The organism is Streptomyces sp. SAS_270, assembly GCF_052543295.1.
The window spans coordinates 148,964-169,725 of record NZ_JBMNDS010000009.1 but is presented as its reverse complement, the minus strand read 5'-3'; the positions used below and the strand labels follow the sequence as shown (position 1 = coordinate 169,725).

Genomic DNA, 20,762 nt, shown 5'->3' with positions numbered 1-20,762 from the left:
TCGGACTGTGGCGGGGTGTGGTCACTGTGAGTGGTCGCCGGGGGCGTAGTGACGCCAGGCCCCTCCGGCGGCTTCGGCGATCCGGGTTGTGTGGTCGTCGTTGTAGCCGAGCATGCGGGCGATCACCGGGGCGGGGGCCTGGAGGACAAGTTGGCGGATCGCGGCTGTGCGGCTTGGCCGGGTTGGGAAGCCGAGATGGCGGAGCCGAGGCGCGAGAGCTTCTGGGGTCATGGGTTGTCCGGCCCGGCGTCCTGGGAAGAGCCATTGGGCCTCGGGGTTGGTCGCGGTCTTGGTGTTCGGCCGCTTTCCCAGGTAGTCGAGCAGCATTCTGTCGAATGGCGCGGGAACGGGTGATGGTGGATCGCCAAGCCGGAGACAGACATTGCTGTCCTCGTGCTGAACGTCGTCGGTGCTGAGTCTGGAAATCCGTGTCAGGGGCTGCGCGTAGAGGAGGACAAGGACGGCGGCCACGCGGTCCTGGAGCGGGACGTCGTCGCGGTTGACGATCTGTCGCAGCAGCGCGAGTCGCTGTTGCTGGGTGATAGGTGCGGGATTGTCTGTCGAGCGGTGCGGGAGGGTGACGGCGGCCATGTGGTTGGACCGCATGGCCCAGCGAATGAAGGTGTGGGTGAGGCGTCTGGCGGTGTAGCCGCCTGCGTACCAGCTATCGATCTCGGTCTGTGTGCAGTCGGCGAGGGCTCGCCCTCCCTGGGCAAGGTAGTTGAGGAAGGTGATGGCGAGGTGAATCTCGTTGCGTGCCTGCTTGGTCTGGCTGCCGTTGAGCGGGCTGCGGCCGGCCAGGGTGCGCAGACGGCGTTCGATGTGCCAGGCGGCGAAGAGTTCCAGAAGCTTGCGGTGCTCGGGATCACTGACTGTTGACAGCTTCTCGGAGAGCCACCGCTGGAACAGCAGAAAGTGCCGATCGGCTTGCGGCAGGACGCCGCACTGCACGAGGAGATCGCGCAGGTAGGCGACCGATCGCCAGGGTGTGAGCTGGCTCAGCCCCTCGTGGGTGAGCGGGACTTGGTGGCGGGCAAGAGCCTTCAGATTTCGCTGAACATGAGGCAATTTGGCCCAGGTGATCCCGCCCCAAGGGCGTTCCATCTGTCGGAGCGTGTCGAACAGCGGAAGAAGTTCAGGCCGGGTGCTGCCGGAGCCATCGTCGAGTAGTTCGCGGAGATGTTCGGCCAGGACGCATCGGCCGCAGACTCCGCGGCGGTAGCGTCGCGCTTCCTGGCCGCACCGTTCGCAGGTGAAGTCACCGAGGCCACCGGCGCAGTCGGTGCAGAGCTTTCCGCCGTCGGCAGCGATCCCCGGGGTCAACCGATCGATGCCGCAGCCAGCGCAGGTTCCGTAGGTTTCCAGGGCCTGGCCGAAGCAGCGTCCGCAGAGGTAGCCCTCCGGCCAGTGGTTTGCCTTCAGCTGCACCGTTCGTCGGCATCGTGCGCAGAACAGGTCCTCGGCGCGGACACGGGTGCGGCTCATCCTTCGGGCCTGATGCGAGCGCGCTTAGGCCGGACGGCCGACAGGTCGACGACCGCGTCGCCGGTGGCGACCCTGCGGACGGCTGCGTTCTCAGCCCTGGTGGCGATCAGATCGGCCGGGGTGCAGTCGAAGATGTCGCAGAGCGCGGCCAGCACCGGCAGGGACAGCCGCTCGGGAGTGCCAGTGACCAGCCGGTGGACCTGCGAGAGGGAGAGTTTGATGCCACGCTCGGCGAGCGGCGGGGCAAGCTCGCTGGTGGTGAACATCCCGGCGGCGGCCATCCGCTCGCGCAGCCGCCACTGATAGCTGACCTGGCGTTTCATCAGGCTCTCCTCGCGGGCCTGAGCGCGGCTTCGACCGTGGCGTCCAGGGCACGACGCAGCGTGCGAGTACGGAAGTCGGAGGACACGCACGTATAGATGGCCGTGGTGGACGCGTGATCGTGGCCGGCCTGCTGCTGCACGAACAGTGCATCCCAGCCGTCCTCGATCAAGTGGGTGACATAGGACCTTCGCAGCGAGTGGAAATCCAGGACCGGATCCAGGCCGAGGTCGTCGCGGTAGGTGGCGAAGCGGGAGTCCAGCCGTTGCAGTCCAACCCGTCGGCCGCGTTCGGACGGCCACAGAGCGGGCCCGTCAGCGTGCCGCATCGCGGGCCTCACCTCGCTGACCCACTGCTCGAGGATCTCGGCCGACCACTTCCACACGGACAGCACGCTGCGGCGCTTCGGGGGCGAGCCCTTCTTCGCCTTGCCGTGCCGGACGTAGCAGACGCCATACTCGCCGAACTCCGCCCCTTCGGGGTTGCGTCCGAAGTCGGCTGTGTCCAACATCCGGGTCTCGTTGCGTCGCAGCCCGTATGCGTACGCAGTCTTGAACAGCATCGCGTCGCGGAAAGCAGGAAGCCAGCCCTTGCGTCCACGTCCGCGGACCCGGCTCACCTCATCGTCGGAGTGGTCGAAGAACGCCTGCAACTCGTCCCGGGTGAAAGCACGTTTCGGGGCCTCGGCCTCACACTCCTGCATGTGCACGGCGGTGTTCCACTCGTGACACACCTGGATCGGATGGGTCCCGAAGCGGCGCTCGCACTCGGCCGCCCACCCGTAGGCGGGATCGGTGGCGTAATCGCAGAACAGCCGCACTGCCACCTGGTAGCCACGCAGGGTTGAGCGGACACAGCCGCTGACCGCCCGAAGATCACCGAACCAGTCGTCCGCCAGCGCCGCGGACCAACTCCACGGAAAGGCATCCGCGTGCGCGGCGAACGCCCGTACCTTCCACTCCCGGCCGTTGATGGTCGATAACGCGAGATTCCGTGCCAACTGCTGGTTCCGCCAGCCATCGAGCATTGCCTCGAAGACCTGCTCCTCCGGCCGCAACAGCGGTAACCCGTCGGCCAGATGCAGCCGAACAGCCCCTGGCGCCAGCCTGTCTTTACCCGTCAATTCGTCACGTTCCGTAGGTCGCATCGAGCGCGAGAATCTCGCATCAGATGCGAGGGGTGGAGAGGAACGGCAGGCCAGCCATCCGATCGAGTGAAGCAGAACGACACCGCCCCGCCCTTCGGATACCGTCTCCGCGGACGAGCACCCGGGCCCTTATCCGCTGATCAGCGACCTGGCCACACCCTCCAGGGCCAACAGGCCGCAAAACGCGTCCAGTTCGCATCAGATGCGATACGCGTCGGTTCCGAGGTGAGCGAGGAGCTGTACAGCGACAGCGCCGCAAAGCCGTCCAAAGGCATGTCGAAGGTCTTCGACGCGATGCTCTCCTGCCCCTCGTACCAAGTGGCCTCGGGGAGCACGGTCGTCGACATGAGTACCGAGAAGTCGGCCGCGCCCAACCTCGGGGACGAGCAGTGGAGCCAGCTACTCACCTTCTCCGCCGGCGGACAGCGCAGCGTCGTCAAGCAGACGGCGATCCGCACCGGCAACATCCTGATCATCGTCTCCGGCTCACCGGGCCTTGTCGACACCCACCTGGGCAATGCGCTCGCCAAGGCACGCACCGCCCGCTGATCCGCTCCTCCACCCGCCCCGGGGGGGGGGGGGGGCCACCCGACAGGCCCGGACACCGGGGTTCGTCGTATCGGGCACTCAGCCGTCGAGGCGGAGTTCGCCTGGCTCGTACCGGAGTTGGAAGGTCTGGGCATGCTCCCCGTCCATCCAGTACAGGGTCATGGTCGACAGCATGCTGCGCTTGACGTACCGGGTTCGCGCCGGCATTCCTTCGTCCTGCGCGACAATCCAGGCTTCCACCCGCTCCGGCAGACCGAACCGGAGCGCATAGGCATCGGGGTGCTCCGCGGAGCGCAGCTCCCAAACAGGATGGGACGCTGCCTGATTGATATGGCGCAGGCGCACCGCATGCGTGGGGTGCGCTCTCGCGTAGTCCACGAAGGCGTACAGGTCATCCGAGGTCAGGCCCAGGACGAACGGCGCTGCCGGAAAGGCCAGAACAAGGCCCAACTGTGACCGGCTGTACAGGGCCTGAGCAAGGCCGTCGAGTGGGCCGCGAATGGCATCGGGCAGTTCCACGTCGCCCGGGTCCATTTCCAGCAGCGGGCCACGAAAATAGGTGCGTATCTCGCGCACCTTCGGCCGCTCGGCGGCCGGAGTCGCTTCAAGGACGGCGTGAATCGGGTCGGCGGTGTTCTTGACGAGATTCCGCAGCACGGCGAAGTCCGGGGCGGAGAGGTCGATCAGGGCTATCTGGTGAGCCAGCGCGTAGTCCTGGGCCTCCGGGCTGAAGCCGGACGTGGAGAAGATCGCGTAGCTGTAGCGGTATCGCGTCCGTGGCCGTCCGGTGCCCGCAGCGGTGAGCGTAGTGGTCTCGCCCTCGTTTACGTCGTGGATCACGCCGTGCCCGTTGCGGACGGTGGGCAGACCGACGGGGGCTGTGGTCAGGTACTTCGCCTCGACGAACAGCCGTACTGGCAGGGAGAACGGCGGCACGTACCGGAACTGGCCGAGCGCATCGACCTGGTGCCAGGCGCCGCGTCCGCGGACCAGCAGACCGTTCTTGTCCTCCTTCAGGACCTTCCACGGCTCTTTGTCCTGGTCGTCGTCGGCCGTGAGGACCTCGAAGCCGCTGGAGCGCAACAGCCAGGCCAGCACCTCCTCCAGGAGGTAGCCGCGCAAGGGTCCTTTGCCGATCACTTTGACAGCCACGCAGGCGATCCTACGTACGGCCTTGATCTTGCTTCCAGGGTGCTGTTCGGAGCACTGATGCCGGTATGCCAAAGGCCCGGTGGTTCCCCGCTCGTGAAGAGAGCGGAACCACCGGGCCAGGGATAAGGGGGCATCGCCCCGTCGATCACGCGCCTCGGTCAGCGGCTACGCGCAGCCGTCAGCCGCGGCGGACGACCGTGAGGCGGTCCTCCGCGCCCACGGGCAGCGTGCGCCGTGGTACCGGGCCGGGTGCGGCGAGCGAGGAGGCAAAGGCCGCGACCATCTCGTGCGGGGCACTTGCGCTGAAGCTCGTACACCACAGGTACGGCGCCCCGAGTACGGGCTCCGCCCACGCCTGCCACCCCAGCAGGTCATCGCGGGGGTCGGCGTCGTGGATGAGCGGCGGCAGCATCTCCAGCGAGACGTTCGTGGAGAAGCCGGGATCGGTGGCGGTCGTACGCGGGCGGTCCATGTCACGCAGCCACCCGCGGGCGCTGAGGGCGGTGAGCACCGCCTCGGCGTCCTCGAGCCCGGCATCAGGGGTCTCGCTGGCGTCGAGCGCGAGCAGGAAGTCGGTGAGCGCCTCGTGCGGTACGCCGGCGGTGAAGTAGGCGTTCCACTCGGTCAGGGCCGAGGCGGGGTGCGGGCGGGCCGACATCTGCCAGGCCACCGAGAGGCCGCCCAGCTCGAACGGGTAGGCGGCGAGGATCCACTCGGCGGCGCGCAGGCCGTCGGGGCTCACATAGAGCAGCGAGTTGCAGGAGGTCGGCCACATGCGCCAGCCGAGGTCGGTCAGGGTGTCGCCGATCCGTTCGGCGAGAACGCCGTCATCGCCGGCCAGGTGGCGCGGGGTAACCCAGTACATCGGGTCCGGCGAAGCGGGGTGGGTGGGATCGATGGGGTGGTGCGGGTGCAGGGGCGCCTCCGTCAGTTCGGGGGTCAGTCAGTGGCCGTCGGTCGGCCGGGTTGTGCCGCGCCGGCGGCGCGCGGGTGCCTCGACCGGGCCCTGCCAGGTCAGCGCGACGACCACGGCGGGCGGCAGCGGGCCGAACTGCTCGGCCTCCGGCGACTCGGCGATGTAGACCATCGGCCGGCCGTGCTCGTCCACCGACGTCTCCACGCCGCCCAGACGGTGGGCCATAGGGAAGAACGGATTGATGGCGAGGCGCACGGGCGCGTCACGGTCGAAGGCGGACAGTGCGTCGACGATATCGCCGACGGTCATCTCGGGCGAGTACGGGTCCAAGGCGTTTCTCCTAGCGGTAGCGGACGAATCCGCGCGAGCAGGGGCAGGGTACGCGGGGCGCGTATATGGGGAAGGCGGACGTGCCCGTCACAGGGGCCGGGAGGTGGACAGGATCCGGGCCACGGCATCGGCAACGATCTCCGCCGGCGTGTCCGTAGAGAAGGCGATGCGGTAGCCGGGAACGTTCGCGGTGCCGGTGACCGCGATCACCCAGCCCTCACCGGTCACCCAGTCCTCGTCGGCGCCGCCTGGCCGGCCGCTCGGGAAGTAGCCGAGGTAGAACCGGCCGTCGCGCGAGCTGATGTGTACGTCGGCGCGGTCGTCGACGATGTGGGTGAAATGCACCTGCGAGAACTGGCCGATGATGTCCATCGGCTGGCCAGCACCAAGCTTCCAGGAGTGGAGCCGCAGGGCGGCGACCGTAGTGGCGAATCCGGGTTGCGCCTCATCCAATGCCACAGCATCACCTCTCTGACCTGGCGTTTTCCAGAAGGTCGTTCAGGTTGACATGCTGTTGCAGCGTCCACCAGTCCTCTTAGGGGTCCTTCTTGTCTGCCATCGGCGAACTTGTTCGAGTCTCACAGTGGATGGCCAAGCGAGCGGCATGGCCACGGATCTGAGACTGGTTGGTCAGGCGGTTGGTCCACCGTCAGCATCTTTGAACCGCGGTTCCTGACAGGGGCTGCGGAGCGGTTGCAGCCACCCCAGGAATGGGGTGGCCGACCGGGAGCCTGTAGGTGCATACTGGCCCGTTTCCCATCGTGAGGAGAAGTACATGGAGGTCCGGTCGCTTGAGGAGTTGCGCGCTGCGGATAATCTGTCGCTGGCGTTCAATCCCTACGGGCTCGGCGGCCGTATGAAACCCGAGGACGCCGCGGAGTTCCAGCAGCATCAGATCGCCGACTGCGACCTGACGGCGGGTGTCGCGGCTGGGACACGCGACTCCTTCGAGCGGCTGCGCACCGTCTTCGCTTACGGCGTGCTGTGCTACGACGTGTACACCATCGTCGGCGACCAGGCGCTCCTCATCTACGAACAGGCGTTGCGAGACCGCTTCTTGGAGTGGTGCGCCGGCACCATCACCTTCCGCATCCCGCAAGCCCCGGACGTCTCCTACACCGTCACGTCGTACGACGACGTCAAGAAGCGCGCAGACAGAATGATGCGACAACGCGCGAAGCTGGTCGTCGCCAACCAGGCCATCGAGTTCAACGGGATGCTGCACGGGCTCCGCCTGTGGGCGCGTACGGCGGGCCTGCTCCGCGGGCGGCGCAGCCGCGCGGTCGAAGAGGCGTTGGCCAAGCTGCGTAACTACGTTGCCCATCCCACCGGCCACCACGTCGACACCCCCGTCGAGGCGGCCCGAACCGTCCGGGATCTGGCGGAACTGATCAACCAGATGTGGGGCCACGCCACTCCCGGTGGGCGCCTGTACCCGGCACCTCTGCGCCGGGAGATCGCCGTGCTGAGCTGGAACGGTTCCGGACGGGCTCGGATGGAGCCCGCCCACGCGCTCACGCTCCCCGGCCCCGTAGAAGACCAGGAGGACGACGAGTACCAGCACGTCGTGGTGCGGGCCATCCCCTTCGTACCGGGCAGTCGTTGGGATGATCCTCACTGGGCGGAGTTCGACACTCGCTACGAGACCACACGGTTCCCGACGGATTATCTGTGGGGGCCGGGCACCCGCGAGGAGGCCCGGACGTGGCTGGAGCAGGAGCGTCCCGAGGGGGACAGCGTCGACTTCACCGACCGGGTGTTTCTCGTCCAGGACCACGAACGCCTGCTGCCGCCGATGCGCCCGGCGGTAGCAGCCGGGCTACCCGACAACGAGCGCCTCGGAGTCTGGCATACCTTGCGAGCCGACTTTCCCGACGACGCCTTCGCGCACGTCCGAGGCTCCGGAGATCGCAGCGCCGGTCATGCCCGCCGCCCTGGTAACTGTCCCGCCTGCCCTGCTGAAGTCCTTTGCTCCGGCTCCTACGACCAAGCCCTTCGCGCTGCTGCAGCCGCTCTCGGACCAATCCAGGCAGTACAACTGCCCTCCGTCCGGATGCCCTTGTCGACCTTCTGGCCCGACCGACCGTGAGCAGTGCAACGCGAGGAGACGGATGGACTGGCCAACAACGCCAGTCGCCATCAGCATGGCCGTGAAATCGCCATGCCGACAGCAGTCAAGCAGATCGGCGCCCCACCGCCGGGCGTCAGGAAGGATTGGGCGGCCGGCAACGAAGCGGGTCCGGCAGGGAGCTGTCCGAGGTCAGAGTTCTTGCCCGAACAGCGGCACATCACCGGGAGTCAGATCGTTCCTGACACGCTCCAGCCGCACGGGGTGGCGCCAGCGGCCGGCCGCGTCCAGGGACACGTCGACCGCGACCTCCGCGACGACGACCGGTTCGACCAGCCGTACGGCGAGCTGCTCCTGCGACCCCCAGCTCGCGCTGAAGGTCCACCCCATCCAAGGGTGCGCGGGTCCGCCCTGTTGGAGTTCGGCGGCCAGTGTTTGACGGACGGCCAGGTTCAGGACGGTGGTGCGTCCGGCGTACTGGAGCCGACCGTCGGCGTCGAAACGGCCGAGCAGGGCCGTGGTGGGTGCGGTCGGGGCGCCGGTGACCGCGCCGATCACGGCCTCGGTCGTGTGCCGAGACCGGTATTTACGCCACGCCCTGAACCCGGGCAGGTACCGCTGATCCAGGCGCTTGAAGACGACCCCCTCCAAGCCGACCGCCGACCACTCCAGCCACTCGGTGGCCTGCTTCGGGTCGGTGGTGGAGGGGCACAGGGTCCAGGGAGCCTGTAGGCGGTGGTCGGCGAAGAGCTGTTCCAGTGCCGCACGGCGAGCCCGGTAGGGCTGGGCGGTCAGGTCAGTGCCCGCCCGCAACAGGTCGAAGGCGACAAAGTGGGCTGGCCACTGCTGGGCCGCACGGACAGCGGTCGCTGCCCTGCGGTGTGCACGCTGCTGGAGACGCTCGAAGGAAAGCCGGTCCCTCTCCCACACCACCAGTTCCCCGTCGAGCGCCGTGTCGTCGGGCAGCTGCGAAGCCGCGGCGACGATCTCGGGAAAGGCCAGCGTCAGGTTCCCGCCTCGGCGGGAACGGATCAGGACCCGGTCGCCGGGCCACCGTCCCAACAACGCCCGGTAGCCGTCCCACTTCGGCTCGGCCGCGTGTTCCGGGTGGAGCACAGGGTCGGATGTGGGGGTGGCGAGCATCGGCTCAGGCAGGGACCAGTTCGAGGACATGGTCGAAGGTGTTCCACTGTGAGCAGGCGGCGGGGGGCGGTGTCGCCCGGTCAGCGGATTGGTGGCAGAGCCTTGTCCGGGTGCGCGGTGTGTACGTCGGAGGAGTCCATCAGGAGATCATGGTCCGCCAGGACGCGCCGAGATCCGCGAGCTGCCCACGAAGTACGCCGCGCTGCTCCTCCAGGTCCTGCGAGGCCGACGACAGGAGATAGACGTTGTCGCGGTACAGGCGGAACCCGATGCGCTCCCACCCCTGAGTGATCTTGGCGTTCACGCGGTCCCACTCCGGTGCCGATGCGACAGCCAGCGGACGAGCCTGGGGGACGCCTGGGCAGGAGGCCCCCAGATGGGACTAGAAGGAGAGCTGGCCCAGCAGCCAGGCGATGAAGGTTCCGGCGGCACCGGAGACGACTCCGCCCAGGACGGCGCAGACCAGGGCCAGGCGCTCTGGGCGCGTCAGGCGCTTACGGGACATGGGACCTCCATGGGTCGTGATCAGCGAGTAGGCAGCTGGCCAGCTCGCTCTCCACACTTGGCCCCGCACAAAGATCGACTCCCAGTTGCGACGAGCGCCCCGCCTGCGGCGGTATCGGTGCTGTTCAGGCCGTAGCCGGACCGGAGCGGGGGATAATGGTGCGATGAGTCGCGACAAGGGGGGCGGGCCCACCAGGCGGCCGCGGAGGCTGGAGCGGGCACGGGTGAAATGGCCCCGCCCGTTGCGGGAGTTGAAAGATCTGCTGTACGAGGCGTACCTGGCAGCGGACGCCCCGAGCCTGGACGACATGACTGCGGACATCGAGGCCGACGACAACCTGTCAGGGGCGCCGAGCCGGGACACCATCAGCCGCATCATCAGCTCCCCGAACCCGCCACCCAGCCAGGCCGACGCCATCTCCGTCGCCATGGTGCTCGCCCGCCGCGCCGCCTGGAACGAGGGCGATCTGGCCGCGCGGGTACGCAAGCTGTGGACCGAGGCCGGGATGTGCACCCCTGCGGGTCGGCCGATCAGTGAGTTCGACGACCTGCTAGTCCTGGACCATCTGGAGGTGCACCCGGCCCTTGACGTCGGCACTGCTATCGACAGGCTGGGCGCGCTGCCGGCCTACGTCACGCGGGAGTTCGACGCGCGGCTGGGTTCGGTGGTGTCCGCCGCCGCGGGCGGGCAGAGCGGCATCGCGGTCCTGGTCGGCGGGTCCTCCACGGGCAAGACCCGGGCCTGCTGGGAAGCGGTGAAGCAACTGCCGGACGGATGGCGGCTGTGGCACCCGATCGAGCCGGACCGCCCCTCAGCGATGATCGGGCAATTGGACCTTGTGGCGCCGCAGACCGTGGTGTGGCTCAACGAAGCCCAGCACTACCTCCTCGACCAGGAGCACAACGCGCAGGTCGCCTCCAGCCTCCGTGAGCTGCTGAACGACACCGAGCGCGGCCCGGTGCTGGTCCTGGGCACCATCTGGCCCGAGCAGTGGGACGCACTCACCTATCTCCCTGCTCCCGCGACAGGGCCAGACCCGTACTCGCATGCCCGCCAACTAGTCACGAACAAGAGCATCACAGTCCCCGAGGTCTTCACCGCCGACGAACTGAAGACCGCAGAGGCCACCGCCACCAACGACCCCCGCCTGGCCGAAGCCCTTCGGCACTCGGAGCAGGGGCAGGTCACCCAGTATCTGGCTGGCGTCCCCGCCCTGATCGAGCGGTACCGCACCGCGCGCCCGGCGGCGAAAGCGCTGATCGAGGCCGCCATGGACGTCCGCCGCCTCGGTCACGGCACCGCTCTGCCCCTGGCTCTGCTGGAAGCCGCCGCCGAGGGCTACCTCACCGATACCCAGTGGGACCTGCTGAACGATGACTGGCTCGAACAAGCCCTCGCTCATATCGCCCGCCCGGTGCGCGGCACCCGCGGCCCGCTGACCCGCATCCGCCCCCGACGCGGGCAAGCCGCCCCTGCCCAGCCCCACTACCGCCTCGCCGACTACCTCGAACAATATGGCCGACGTTCCATCGGCACCGTTCCTCCGGCTCCCGACGCCCGCGATGCTGCCGTTGTCCCCGTTCCGGCTCACACGTGGGACGCTCTGATTGATCACGGCACTCCCGCAGCCCGCGCATCACTCGCCGGCGCGGCCCACGCCCGTGGTCTTCTCCGCATCGCCATGCGCCTCTACCGGGGCGCCGCCGAGGCCGGCGACACCCGTGCGCTGAGACCGGCGGCGGAGCTCCTGCGGGTGGCTGACCGGTTGGAGGAGGCGATCGCCTGGTACCAGCGCGGCGCCGAGTCCGGTGACCTTCTCGCCCTGGGATGGGCGGTCTTGCTGCTGACGAGGCACGGCATGACGGACGAAGCCTTCACGTGCCACCAGCTTGCTTCCGAGGCAAGTAATTCCGCACCCTTGGGGATGGACACCCTGCTGGAGAAGATGGAACAAATCGAGGCCGCGGATGCCTGGGTGCAACGCAAGGTCGTCGACGGCGCGAGGGTCACCACGGAGTGGGCCCCCCTGATGTTGAGGGACAACTATGCCTGGCTGTTGCAGAAGCCCGCACGGGTAGCCGAAGCCTTGGAGCGGCTGCGGGTCCACGCTGAAGCCGGCAACACCGGCGCCATGACGCTGGCGGCCGATCTGCTGCACGCGGCCGGACGGGTGGAAGAGGGGAGAAGACTGAGGCGGTACGGCTGGGAGCCGAAGGGATGGGTTGCGGAGCGGTGGGAGGTTCCGCTGCCAGGTGGATGAGGGGGGCTCTACTGGTGGGCTCGCGTATTCAACTGTCGCCAGTTCTCGGCGGAGCCGGGCCTGCTGGTGACCGTGTGTGATCGCTGGGATGAGTCCGGCTCCTACGGAAAACCAGGGCGGGAGCGTAAGGAGTCGCAGCTACCTTCGGCTCCAGCCGCGGAGCTGCTTCCTAAGCTTGGCCTTGCGGTGCCGCACCTTCCACAGGAGCGTCAGCCGACGCCGCGCCATGACCTCGCCGGGCATCATTGGCGACGCGTGGGGACAGCAGCCGACGGACTTGGCGGAGTTTTACTGAAGCCCGGACAGGGTCGTCATGACGGGGGCCAGGCGCCAGGGAATTGGGTCCACATCTCATCCGGGAAGGGTTCCCTACGGATCACCGTTCCCATGACCGCCCGGAGGTGAGTGCAGATGTCCCGGTATCGGGCGGTCGGCCAGTCCACCTCCTCGGATACGCCTTCCGGGTCCCGAAGGACCTCCGCGTGGCTCCACTGCACGAGCCCGCCGGGTCTTGAGATCCGGGAACCTCAGTGACTCATTCTCAAGGTCTCGGAGAATCGCCTTCAGATCGCCGCGCCACTGATTGCCCTCCGCGGTTTCTCTGTTGGGCACGCCGTCGGCGAAATGGTCCTCCAACCTGTACGTGATCTGGATGACTCCAATGGCCGCCGCCTCGGACAGGCTGAGCAGGTGGGTCCGTTCTCCCTCCTCGGCCGTCTTGCGCTGCTGCCAGATCACGGCCCCCGTGGAAACCGCCGCACCAACCAGGGCGCCCCCGAGGCCGAATAGCCCAGCCAAGGTCTCTGCTTCCACGACGATCATTCTGCCGGGTGCCGAGCGGGGTCGGGACTGTTTCTCTCGATTGTTCAGTGGCCGGTGACGGCTTGGCTCACCGACCACCACAACCTTCAGTGTCAAACGCCGAACCTACGACGTCACAGGACACGCGCGATCAAACCGTCGTAGACAGTGACCGTCTAGTTGCCTCCGAGGCGTTCCAGGTCTGCGTCATCCTGCGAGATTCGAGACCTGAGCCCCGGTGCCTGAACGAGCACCGTCGCGCTCCAGCCATGAAGCCGCCGCTCGTAGGCGACACGACTGTGCTCCGCCAGGATGACCTGGAAGGTCCAGGTTGCCGACTCGAACAACTCCATAATTTTCTGCTGCGGACCGCGATGCATATATAGGAACGGTTCGTCCAGCACGAGAATTGTCGGCTCCATCCTCGCCTGCAATTCCGCAAATACTGCGAGCGCGTAGAACCAGCATGCCCACCGGTCTTCGTCGCCCTGCCCTCCCCACGAACCTCGTCGACAATTAATCCATACAAGGTCACCGTCCACAGCAACATCGGATATGACATCCGGAAGCAATGCGGGCATACTGTCGATCACTGTTCGCGCCGCCCAGGGATCAACATCAAGAAATTCAGCTATCCCAGACACGGTAGTCACCCCCGAACGAAATGAGTCCCGGCGATAGATGTCCTGGCCAAATGTGAGGACCCTGTACGGGCGAGGAGGCAGGGGGGCTCTCCTTCCGTCGACGTGGTAGTGAAGCCTTTCGCCCTGGACCTCCACCTGCGCCTTCCGGAGTGCTGGATCGAACCAGGTGATGGAGCACGAAAGGTCCGCTGGATACGGGCTACCCATCAGCAGGTGTGGCGAAGTGAGTGATCTCAGCAGATGAAGAAGGCGCGTCTTACCCGAATCATTCATCCCGAACAGAAGATTCAGCTTTGAGAGTTGAATTACTCCTGGCAGCAGGATGTAGTGACTGACGACCTCAAGGGACTGGACCCAGCCAAACGGCTGAGTTTGTCCAGCCTGCTCCAGGCGGGTCCGGTGCTCGTGAAGGTCCTTCCAGCTTCGGAGCAGTGACGCTGAATAGCGGTTTCCTGCGTTCACGTCAATCAGACGCCCGCACGTTGCGCACATCCAGATTCCGTTGGATATGTCGGACCGCTCTTGGGCAGACAGGCCGCCGGTCCCGCGGGGCCCTCCCGACGCAGCGGCGAATATGTGGGCAGCCGTGCCTGTATCCGAGATGTCATCGTGGCCGACGCCGGGGCCGATCGTCAGCGCTCCGCACCGAGGGTTCGAACAGCGGAAAGCCGCCCGTTGAGCGAGCAGCCGCCGTGTCCGTTCGCTGAAGTCAGCTCGCCCACGACCCCCCACGTTCCTCGCTGAAGACACCCATACCCCCCTGCGACTCCTCTGTCGTTGAGTAACTGTACGAACGCGGACTGACACTCCCACTACCGTCCGCACATCATGGTCACGAACGATGGTTCTCGTCTCGGCAGCGGCGTTCGTCAGGAGATCGCGGTCCGCCAGGACGCGCCGAGTCCCGCGAGCTGCGCACGAAGTACGCCGCGCTGCTCCTCCAGGTCCTGCGAGGCCGGCGACAGGAGATAGATGTTGTCGCGATACAGGCGGAACCCGATGCACTCCCACCCATGAGTGATCTTGGCGTTCACGCGGTCCCACTCCGACCTGTCCGTCAGACGTTGACTGCTGAGGTCGGTAACGCCGGGCGAACAGGCAATGGCCCGACAGCCGGCCATGAGCCGGTGGATCGCCTCAATAGCGAGTACGGAAGCCAGCCCGGCGCCGCGCCACTGTGGCTCTAGGGTCACCCGGTCCATGACGAGCAGGGCGGACCCGACGTACTCCAGCCGCTCGCTGACCTCGCTCGTGAACGAGCCCGTCTCAGCATCGAGGAGGATCTGGGCGGTCTCGTACAGATCCTCGGATTCCTCTTCCATGGCCCAGTAGGCATTCCGGCCGCGGTCGAGATGCACTCGGTAGAAGGTCATCTCGCCGACGGCGACATCCTCCGTCGTGCACGACGGGCAGGCCGCAGTGTCGCAGGCGCCGCTCGCCGCCGGGCCTTGAGCTCCGTCATGTGTACGTCGGCGGTGCAGGATGGCGACGTTCCACCGCTCCAGCGTGTCGGCCTGCGGGGTATCCCACAGTTCGTCATCGAAGGAGATCCGTAGGTGGAGCTCGGTGGGATCGCCGGGCAGCGAGGAGGACTCGATCACTGCGGCAGCGTAGCGAGGCACGTGCGGCACGCCTGTCCATCGGCGAGACCGCAGGATGCCGCCGGCTGGCATGCGCCGGTCGGATGCGGACGGGGCGAGGCGAACGGGCGTACGCGGCATGGTCGTTCACAACCGCCGCTCCGCCCCCCAGAGCTGTCGAGCGCAGTCGGTCGCGAGGCGCGTGCGAGTGGTGTGTCGTTGACCCGCTTGCATTTCTCGCACAAGGAATCGAACATGTGTTCATGCATGTCGTTTCGCCTGGTGAGCGAGGGACTCCGGAGGCGACCGGAGCCAAGTCCGGCACCCTCTCCAGCCTGCTCCCGGGCGGGAAGCTGCCCCGCGGCGCGGTGGTGAGCGCCGGGGGCGACCTGCCCTTGCTGATCGCGTTGGCCGCGGAGGCCGCCGCCGACGGCGGCGCCTGGGCAGCGGTCGGTCTGCCGCAGCTCGGCGGGCTGGCTGCGGCGGATGCCGGTTTGGACCTGGCGTGCGGGCTGGCTGTACCCGAGCCGGGACGGCGGTGGCCCGAAGTGCTCGCGACGGTCTGCGAGGCGGCGCCCGTGGTCTTGCTCGGCCCCGTGGGACAGGTGACCCTGCGCACCAGCCGTCGCATTGCGGCACGCCTGCGGCGCTCCGGCACGACGCTGCTGACCTGGCAGGACTGGCCGGAGGCGCAACTGCGGCTGCTGGTGGCCGAGGCCCGCTGGGACGGGCTCGGGTACGGCTTTGGTCTGCTCGCTGGCCGACGTGCCCGTCTCGTGGTGGTCGGTCGGGGTGCTGCGACACAGCCGCGACATGCCCAGGTGTGGCTGCCCGGGCCGGACGGCTCAGTGAAGCTGATCGCCGAGCCCTCGGCCGCCGCGGACGCGGATGTGGTGCCGCTGCGCCCCGTCACCGCAGGGTGAGCCAGCAGTGCGTGCGCTAGCGATCTGGATGATGGACTGGCCCGTGGTGGCCGCGGGCGCGGATCACGACGAGCCCGTGGCGATCATCGCGCGGGAGCGCGTGCTGGCCTGCTCGAAGGAGGCCCGCCGCCAAGGCGTAAGGCGCGGGATGCGGGTACGCCAGGCATCCGGACGCTGCCCCCAGCTCAGGTTGCTCGACCGGGACCCCGAGACGGAGGTGCGGGCGTTCGAGCCGGTGCTGCGTCTGCTGGAGAAGCGCGTCGCTCCGCACATGGAAATCCTGCGGCCCGGCCTGATCGCCCTGCCCTCGCGGGGACCCGCCCGCTATTTCGGCGGCGAGCAGGCCCTGGTCGAGCACATCACCTCCGTGCTCACCGGTGCCGGGATCGAATCACGTACCGGCGCGGCGGACACCGTGTTCGCTGCCGCCCTGGCGGTGCGGGCCGGGCAGGCGGGGGTCCTGGTGTCGGCCGGGCAGACCGCGGACTTTCTGGCCCCGTATCCGGTGGGGGTGCTGGGCCGCCCGCGGCTGTCTCAGCTGTTGCCCCGCTTGGGCATCACCATCTTGGGGGCGTTCGCGGCGCTGCCGAGTGACCGGGTGCTGGCCCGGTTCGGACACGACGGCGCCGCGGCACAACACACCGCCCGCGGCCAGGAGGCCCGGCCGCTCAACACATCCGGGGCGGACAGTGACTACAGCGTGGCCGAGGCATTCGAGCCACCCGAGGACAATCTCGAACCCGTCATCTTCCTCGCCAAAGCACTCGCCGAACAGCTTCACGCCCACCTCGCGCAAGCCGGGGCGGTGTGCGCCAGGCTGCAGGTCGAAGTGGGCCTCACGAGCGGGCTGCGCCTGTCGCGGCTGTGGCGGCACGAGGGTCGCCTCTCGGCGCTGGCGGTGGCCGAACGGGTGCGCTGGCAGATCGCCGCCTGGGCCGAGACCGGGCAGCTCAACGGTGCCGCGGCGGGGATCACCACCCTGCGGCTGGTTCCGGAGGGACTGTCGGCGGCGACGGGGCGGCAGTCGTTGCTGTTCGGGCCGCGGATGGCGCCGGAGGAGCTGGAGCGCGCCGCGGGGCAGCTGCAGGCGATGCTCGGACACCGCGCGGTGGTACGGCAGGAACTCGCAGGAGGCCGCGGGCCGAGCGAGCGGACCGTGGACATCCCGTACGGCGATGCGCGCTCACGCCCGTTGGTCGAGGGGACGTGGCCGGGGCGGCTGCCGGCCCCGCACCCGGCCGTCGTCTACCCCACCCCGCGCCCTGCCCAGCTGATCGGGGCCGATGGCGGCCCCGTCGGGGTGAGCGGACGCACCCTGCTCACCCAGGCCCCGGCAGCGCTGTCCATCGACGGCGCCGCGCAGGTGGCGGTGACCGGGTGGACCGGACCGTGGCCGGTGCTGGAGGACTGGTGGATCCCCGCCCAGGCCCGCCGCCTTGCGCGCCTGCAGGTCGGCTGCGCGGACGGCCGCGCCTGGCTGCTGCACATCCAAGACGGCCGGTGGGCAGTGGAGGCGCTCTATGGCTGACCCTCGCGGGAAGGTGCTGCACTTCCCCGCTACGCGCACCGCGCCGACGCCCGTGGGCGGCGGCTGGGCGGAGTTGCACGTCCACTCCGCCGGCTCGTTCCTCTTCGGCGCCAACCACGTGGAGGAGCTGGTCGCCGAAGCCGTCCGCCTCGGTATCGAGGCCCTGGCGATCACCGACACCAACGGGCTCTACGGTGCAAGACGTCTGGCGGAGGCCGCGGGCGAGTACGGCATCGGCACCGTCTACGGCGCCGAACTCACCCTGGACCAGGGACTGGGGTCGATCGTGGTGATCGCCCGCAGCCTGCTGGGCTTCACCCGCCTGTCCGCGGCAATCAGCGCCGGGCAGCTGGCCGGCGCCAAGAACGCCCCGGCCTACGACCTCGACGCGCTGTCGGCTGCCGCGCACGAGGGCCAGTGGGCGATCCTCACCGGCTGCCCCGTGGTCGGCGAGGCCGCGTACGACATCGACGCGATCCAGGCCCGGTTGGACCGGCTGGTGGACCTCTTCGGTCGCACTCACCTGCATGCCGAACTCGTCGATCACCGGCTGCCCGAGGACGGCCCGCGCAACGCCGCCGTGCACGCGGCGGCACAGCGGTGGCGGCTGCCGGTGGTGGCCACGAACGCGGCCCGGTACGCGGCCCCGCGATCTGCGCGGCTGGCGGCGGCGCTAACTGCGCTGCACCGCCGAGAGAACCTCGACACCGCGATCGGGGAATTGCCGCCGGCCCCAACGGCGCATCTGCGCACCGCCGAGGAGATGCGCATCCTCATGGCCCGCTACCCGCAGGCCATCGCCTCCGCCGTCGACCTCGCTCGCAGCAGCGTCATCGACCTGAGCCGACTGCGCCCGCAGCTACCGGACTTCGAGGTGCCCGCCGGACACACCCCCGGCAGCTATCTGCGCCACCTCGCGGAAGAAGGCTGCGCCCGCCGGTACGGGCCGCGCACCGACCCGTCAGCCGGGGCGGCATGGAAACAGCTCGACTACGAACTGTCCGTGATCACCGACATGGGTATGCCCGGCTACTTCCTGATCTGCTGGGACATCACGCGGTACGCGGCCGAGCAGGGGATCTGGTGCCAGGGGCGCGGCAGCGCCGCCTCCAGCGTGGTCTGCTACGCGCTGGGCATCACCTCCGTCGACGCACTCAAACACGGCCTGCTCTTTGAGAGATTTCTGCACGCCGAAAAGACCGACCCGGACATCGACATCGATTTCGAGAACGACCGCCGGGAGGAGGTGATCCAGTACCTGTATGCCAAATACGGCAGGTCGCACTGCGCACAGGTGGCGAACCTCATCACCTACCAACCCCGCCTGAGCGTGCGGGATTCAGCACGTGCCCTCGGCTATCCCATGGCACGGATCAATGAGATGACCCGCCACATTCACCACGAGCCACCCGGGCCCGAGGCCGACATCCCCGCCGATGTACGCTCCCTCGCAGAGCAACTGCACACCTTGCCACGGCATTTGGGTATCCACGTTGGAGGGATGGTGCTGACCCGCCAGCCCATCGGGGAAATCATGCCGGTCGAATGGGCCACCCGAGAAGGCCGCTCAGTACTGCAAGGCGACAAAGACGATGTGGCCGCCGCCCATCTCTTGAAAATTGACATCCTGGGATTGGGTATGTTGGCCGCTTTGCACACCGCATGCGACCTCATTGCCGAACACCACGGAATCAGGCTAGACATGGCCTCGATTCCGCAGGACGACCCGGACGTGTACGCCATGATTGCCGCAGGTAGAACCATAGGCGTTTTCCAGGCCGAGTCGAGGGCGCAGGTCTCGACACTGCCGCAGCTGCAGCCCCGGTGTTTCGAGGACCTCGCGGTGGCCGCCTCCATCATCAGGCCGGGCCCCATTCAGGCCGGATCAAAACATCCTTATTTGCGGCGGCGGGCCGGCCTGGAGCCCGTCACCTATCCGCATCCGCTCGCCGAACCAGCGCTAGCCAAAACGCTCGGGGTCGCTTTGTGGCAAGAGCAGGCCATGGCCCTGGCCATCGACTGTGCGGGTTTCACCCCGGGCGAGGCGGACCGTCTCCGTAAGGCGATGGCCGCCAAGCACTCTCCCGAAAAGGTGGCACAGCTGCGCGGACGACTGCTCGCCGGCATGGCCGCCAAAGGCATCGACCAAGCCGCCTCCGCGCGCATTGTGGGCATGATAGAAGCGTTTTCAGATTATGGATTCCCGCAGTCTCACGCCCAGTCGATGGCGGGCATCATTTATGCCAGCGCCTGGGTGAAGTACCACTTTCCGCACGCCATGCTTGCGGGGATCATGGCGCATCTCCCGATGGGTTTCTACGACTCCCAGACCCTCATCCAGGATGCCAAGCAGCACGGCATCGAGGTCCGAAGCGTCGACATTCAGCGCTCCGGCGTGCACGCCACGCTTGAGCCCTACGCCGATCAGCCGGAGCGGCGGCCGGCGATCCGCCGCGGGCTGACCTCTGTGACCGGGGTCAGCGAGGAGATCGCCGAGCGGATCCTGACCGCCCGCGGCGCTCTGGCGTTCCGCTCGGTGGCCGACGTCGCCCGCCGCACACGGCTGTCGGCGAAGCTGATGGAGCAGCTGGCCACCGCCGGGGCGTTCGATGGCCTCGGCGTGGACCGGCGCACCGCCCTGTGGTCGGCCGGCGCCTATACGGGCGAGATCCAGGACGTCCTTCCGGGGTTGGACGACCTGGCGCCTGCGCCGGAGTTGCCGGTCATGACCGCGGCCGAGGCCACCGCCGCCGACCTCGCTGCCTCTGGCGCCAGCGCCACCGCCCACCCGGCGCACCACCTGCGTGCTCTGCTGGCCTCGCACGGGGCGCAGCCTGCGCGCGAGGCCCGTGCCCTAGCCGACCAGACCCGGGTGCGGGTCGGCGGACTGGCCAAGTACATCCAAAGGCCCCCGACGGCGAAGGGGGTGACATTCGGTGCCCTGGAGGATGAGTCCGGCATGATCAACCTGGTCTTCTCTCCCCCGGTCTGGGAACGCACGCGCGAGGTAGTCCTCGGCGCCCCTGCGGTGCTGCTGGAGGGGCACATCGAGCGAGACCGCGGCTCGGTCAACATGATCGTGCACCGCGCGCACGCACTCGCGGGCCCCGCTCGGGCCCATCAGCCGGGGCGCTTCAGGTGACGATCCGCGGGCGAAGCTTCACCCGCGCCTGCGGCAGGGTCATCGTGAGCCCGCCGGGCATCGCGCGGGGCGCTGCGGGTCAAGCGCGAGCGTGATGGCCATCCAGGGCGCCGCCGCATCGCGGTAGCTGTGTCCGACCGGTGTCCGGGAGATCGTTACTCGCACCACTGAGATCGCTACACCGCCGGATCCTTCGTGACCTGCACTGTCATCTCAGCTCGGTGAACGCAACACGGTCGGCCGATTCATCCATTTGGCCCATCACCGC

18 protein-coding genes are annotated in these 20,762 nt (G+C 68.1%); 6 read left to right on the top strand and 12 right to left on the bottom strand.

Annotated elements, in window-relative coordinates; translation table 11 throughout:
* Nucleotides 1–21: 21 nt before the first annotated feature.
* Genes ACN6LB_RS09295 through ACN6LB_RS09285 form a run of 3 tightly spaced genes read right to left on the bottom strand, consistent with a single transcriptional unit; the run spans nucleotide 22 to nucleotide 2,929 of the window.
* Nucleotides 22–1,485 carry a hypothetical protein gene (locus ACN6LB_RS09295; protein WP_445025371.1) on the bottom strand — a complete coding sequence of 488 codons (1,464 nt, stop codon included), beginning with the start codon at nucleotides 1,483–1,485 and terminating at the stop codon, nucleotides 22–24.
* Complete coding sequence (locus ACN6LB_RS09290) at nucleotides 1,482–1,808, bottom strand: helix-turn-helix domain-containing protein (protein WP_445025370.1); 327 nt, start codon at nucleotides 1,806–1,808, stop codon at nucleotides 1,482–1,484. The genes ACN6LB_RS09295 and ACN6LB_RS09290 overlap by 4 nt, the downstream gene beginning before the upstream one ends.
* Nucleotides 1,808–2,929 (bottom strand): tyrosine-type recombinase/integrase, encoded by a 1,122-nt coding sequence (locus ACN6LB_RS09285; RefSeq protein ID WP_445025369.1) that lies wholly within the window; start codon nucleotides 2,927–2,929, stop codon nucleotides 1,808–1,810. The genes ACN6LB_RS09290 and ACN6LB_RS09285 overlap by 1 nt, the downstream gene beginning before the upstream one ends.
* A 249-nt stretch (nucleotides 2,930–3,178) precedes the next feature.
* Here ACN6LB_RS09285 and ACN6LB_RS09280 point away from each other — a divergent pair, with 249 nt between their 5' ends.
* Nucleotides 3,179–3,502 carry a hypothetical protein gene (locus ACN6LB_RS09280; RefSeq protein ID WP_445025368.1) on the top strand — a complete coding sequence of 108 codons (324 nt, stop codon included), beginning with the start codon at nucleotides 3,179–3,181 and terminating at the stop codon, nucleotides 3,500–3,502.
* A gap of 78 nt (nucleotides 3,503–3,580) precedes the next feature.
* Here the strand turns inward: ACN6LB_RS09280 and ACN6LB_RS09275 are convergent, their stop codons facing one another.
* The 4 genes from ACN6LB_RS09275 to ACN6LB_RS09260 all read right to left on the bottom strand — a co-directional run bounded on the left by ACN6LB_RS09275 (nucleotide 3,581) and on the right by ACN6LB_RS09260 (nucleotide 6,359).
* The gene (locus tag ACN6LB_RS09275) at nucleotides 3,581–4,654 is read right to left on the bottom strand and encodes a hypothetical protein (RefSeq protein ID WP_445025367.1); all 1,074 of its coding nucleotides are present in this window, start codon (nucleotides 4,652–4,654) and stop codon (nucleotides 3,581–3,583) included.
* A 178-nt stretch (nucleotides 4,655–4,832) separates the two neighbouring features.
* Nucleotides 4,833–5,519: a DUF317 domain-containing protein gene (locus ACN6LB_RS09270; protein ID WP_445025366.1), complete on the bottom strand. Its 687-nt coding sequence runs from the start codon at nucleotides 5,517–5,519 to the stop codon at nucleotides 4,833–4,835.
* 78 nt (nucleotides 5,520–5,597) lie between these two features.
* The gene (locus ACN6LB_RS09265) at nucleotides 5,598–5,879 is read right to left on the bottom strand and encodes a hypothetical protein (RefSeq protein ID WP_445025397.1); all 282 of its coding nucleotides are present in this window, start codon (nucleotides 5,877–5,879) and stop codon (nucleotides 5,598–5,600) included.
* 108 nt (nucleotides 5,880–5,987) lie between these two features.
* Entirely contained in the window at nucleotides 5,988–6,359 is a 372-nt protein-coding gene (locus ACN6LB_RS09260) for a DUF317 domain-containing protein (RefSeq protein ID WP_445025365.1), read from the bottom strand.
* Nucleotides 6,360–6,675: 316 nt separating this feature from the next.
* Here ACN6LB_RS09260 and ACN6LB_RS09255 point away from each other — a divergent pair, with 316 nt between their 5' ends.
* On the top strand, nucleotides 6,676–7,989 hold the full coding sequence (locus tag ACN6LB_RS09255; RefSeq protein ID WP_445025364.1) for a hypothetical protein: 1,314 nt from the start codon (nucleotides 6,676–6,678) through the stop codon (nucleotides 7,987–7,989).
* Between the two features lie 171 nt (nucleotides 7,990–8,160).
* On the opposite strand, the gene ACN6LB_RS09250 is transcribed toward ACN6LB_RS09255, so the two are convergent.
* From ACN6LB_RS09250 to ACN6LB_RS09240, 3 genes are all read right to left on the bottom strand, one after another.
* Nucleotides 8,161–9,141: an ATP-dependent DNA ligase gene (locus ACN6LB_RS09250; protein ID WP_445025363.1), complete on the bottom strand. Its 981-nt coding sequence runs from the start codon at nucleotides 9,139–9,141 to the stop codon at nucleotides 8,161–8,163.
* Between the two features lie 109 nt (nucleotides 9,142–9,250).
* Entirely contained in the window at nucleotides 9,251–9,415 is a 165-nt protein-coding gene (locus ACN6LB_RS09245) for a hypothetical protein (RefSeq protein ID WP_445025362.1), read from the bottom strand.
* Nucleotides 9,416–9,493: 78 nt separating this feature from the next.
* Nucleotides 9,494–9,616, bottom strand: a complete 123-nt coding sequence (locus ACN6LB_RS09240) for a hypothetical protein (protein WP_445025361.1) — start codon at nucleotides 9,614–9,616, stop codon at nucleotides 9,494–9,496.
* 163 nt (nucleotides 9,617–9,779) lie between these two features.
* Between ACN6LB_RS09240 and ACN6LB_RS09235 the strand changes: the two genes are divergently transcribed.
* Nucleotides 9,780–11,876: a hypothetical protein gene (locus tag ACN6LB_RS09235; protein ID WP_445025360.1), complete on the top strand. Its 2,097-nt coding sequence runs from the start codon at nucleotides 9,780–9,782 to the stop codon at nucleotides 11,874–11,876.
* Between the two features lie 977 nt (nucleotides 11,877–12,853).
* Here the strand turns inward: ACN6LB_RS09235 and ACN6LB_RS09230 are convergent.
* On the bottom strand, nucleotides 12,854–13,330 hold the full coding sequence (locus tag ACN6LB_RS09230) for a hypothetical protein (RefSeq protein WP_445025359.1): 477 nt from the start codon (nucleotides 13,328–13,330) through the stop codon (nucleotides 12,854–12,856).
* An 860-nt stretch (nucleotides 13,331–14,190) separates the two neighbouring features.
* Nucleotides 14,191–14,922 (bottom strand): hypothetical protein, encoded by a 732-nt coding sequence (locus ACN6LB_RS09225; protein ID WP_445025358.1) that lies wholly within the window; start codon nucleotides 14,920–14,922, stop codon nucleotides 14,191–14,193.
* Nucleotides 14,923–15,164: 242 nt separating this feature from the next.
* Here ACN6LB_RS09225 and ACN6LB_RS09220 point away from each other — a divergent pair, with 242 nt between their 5' ends.
* From ACN6LB_RS09220 to ACN6LB_RS09210, 3 genes are read left to right on the top strand one after another with little or no spacing between them, the layout of a single operon-like run.
* A complete protein-coding gene (locus tag ACN6LB_RS09220; protein ID WP_445025357.1) occupies nucleotides 15,165–15,824 on the top strand; it encodes a hypothetical protein in 660 nt (219 codons plus the stop codon).
* 7 nt (nucleotides 15,825–15,831) lie between these two features.
* Entirely contained in the window at nucleotides 15,832–17,352 is a 1,521-nt protein-coding gene (locus ACN6LB_RS09215; RefSeq protein ID WP_445025356.1) for a DNA polymerase Y family protein, read from the top strand.
* The gene (locus ACN6LB_RS09210) at nucleotides 17,345–20,494 is read left to right on the top strand and encodes an error-prone DNA polymerase (RefSeq protein WP_445025355.1); all 3,150 of its coding nucleotides are present in this window, start codon (nucleotides 17,345–17,347) and stop codon (nucleotides 20,492–20,494) included. The genes ACN6LB_RS09215 and ACN6LB_RS09210 overlap by 8 nt, the downstream gene beginning before the upstream one ends.
* The last annotated feature ends 268 nt before the right edge of the window (nucleotides 20,495–20,762 follow it).

What these genes read in the sequence shown, in the direction of transcription:
- ACN6LB_RS09295 (WP_445025371.1), bottom strand. Translation starts at nt 1,485, where the DNA reads ATGAGCCGCACCCGTGTCCGCGCCGAGGACCTGTTCTGCGCACGATGC.
- ACN6LB_RS09290 (WP_445025370.1), bottom strand. Translation starts at nt 1,808, where the DNA reads ATGAAACGCCAGGTCAGCTATCAGTGGCGGCTGCGCGAGCGGATGGCC.
- ACN6LB_RS09270 (WP_445025366.1), bottom strand. Translation starts at nt 5,519, where the DNA reads ATGTACTGGGTTACCCCGCGCCACCTGGCCGGCGATGACGGCGTTCTC.
- ACN6LB_RS09265 (WP_445025397.1), bottom strand. Translation starts at nt 5,879, where the DNA reads ATGACCGTCGGCGATATCGTCGACGCACTGTCCGCCTTCGACCGTGAC.
- ACN6LB_RS09255 (WP_445025364.1), top strand. Translation starts at nt 6,676, where the DNA reads ATGGAGGTCCGGTCGCTTGAGGAGTTGCGCGCTGCGGATAATCTGTCG.
- ACN6LB_RS09250 (WP_445025363.1), bottom strand. Translation starts at nt 9,141, where the DNA reads ATGTCCTCGAACTGGTCCCTGCCTGAGCCGATGCTCGCCACCCCCACA.
- ACN6LB_RS09240 (WP_445025361.1), bottom strand. Translation starts at nt 9,616, where the DNA reads ATGTCCCGTAAGCGCCTGACGCGCCCAGAGCGCCTGGCCCTGGTCTGC.
- ACN6LB_RS09235 (WP_445025360.1), top strand. Translation starts at nt 9,780, where the DNA reads ATGAGTCGCGACAAGGGGGGCGGGCCCACCAGGCGGCCGCGGAGGCTG.
- ACN6LB_RS09220 (WP_445025357.1), top strand. Translation starts at nt 15,165, where the DNA reads ATGCATGTCGTTTCGCCTGGTGAGCGAGGGACTCCGGAGGCGACCGGA.
- ACN6LB_RS09210 (WP_445025355.1), top strand. Translation starts at nt 17,345, where the DNA reads ATGGCTGACCCTCGCGGGAAGGTGCTGCACTTCCCCGCTACGCGCACC.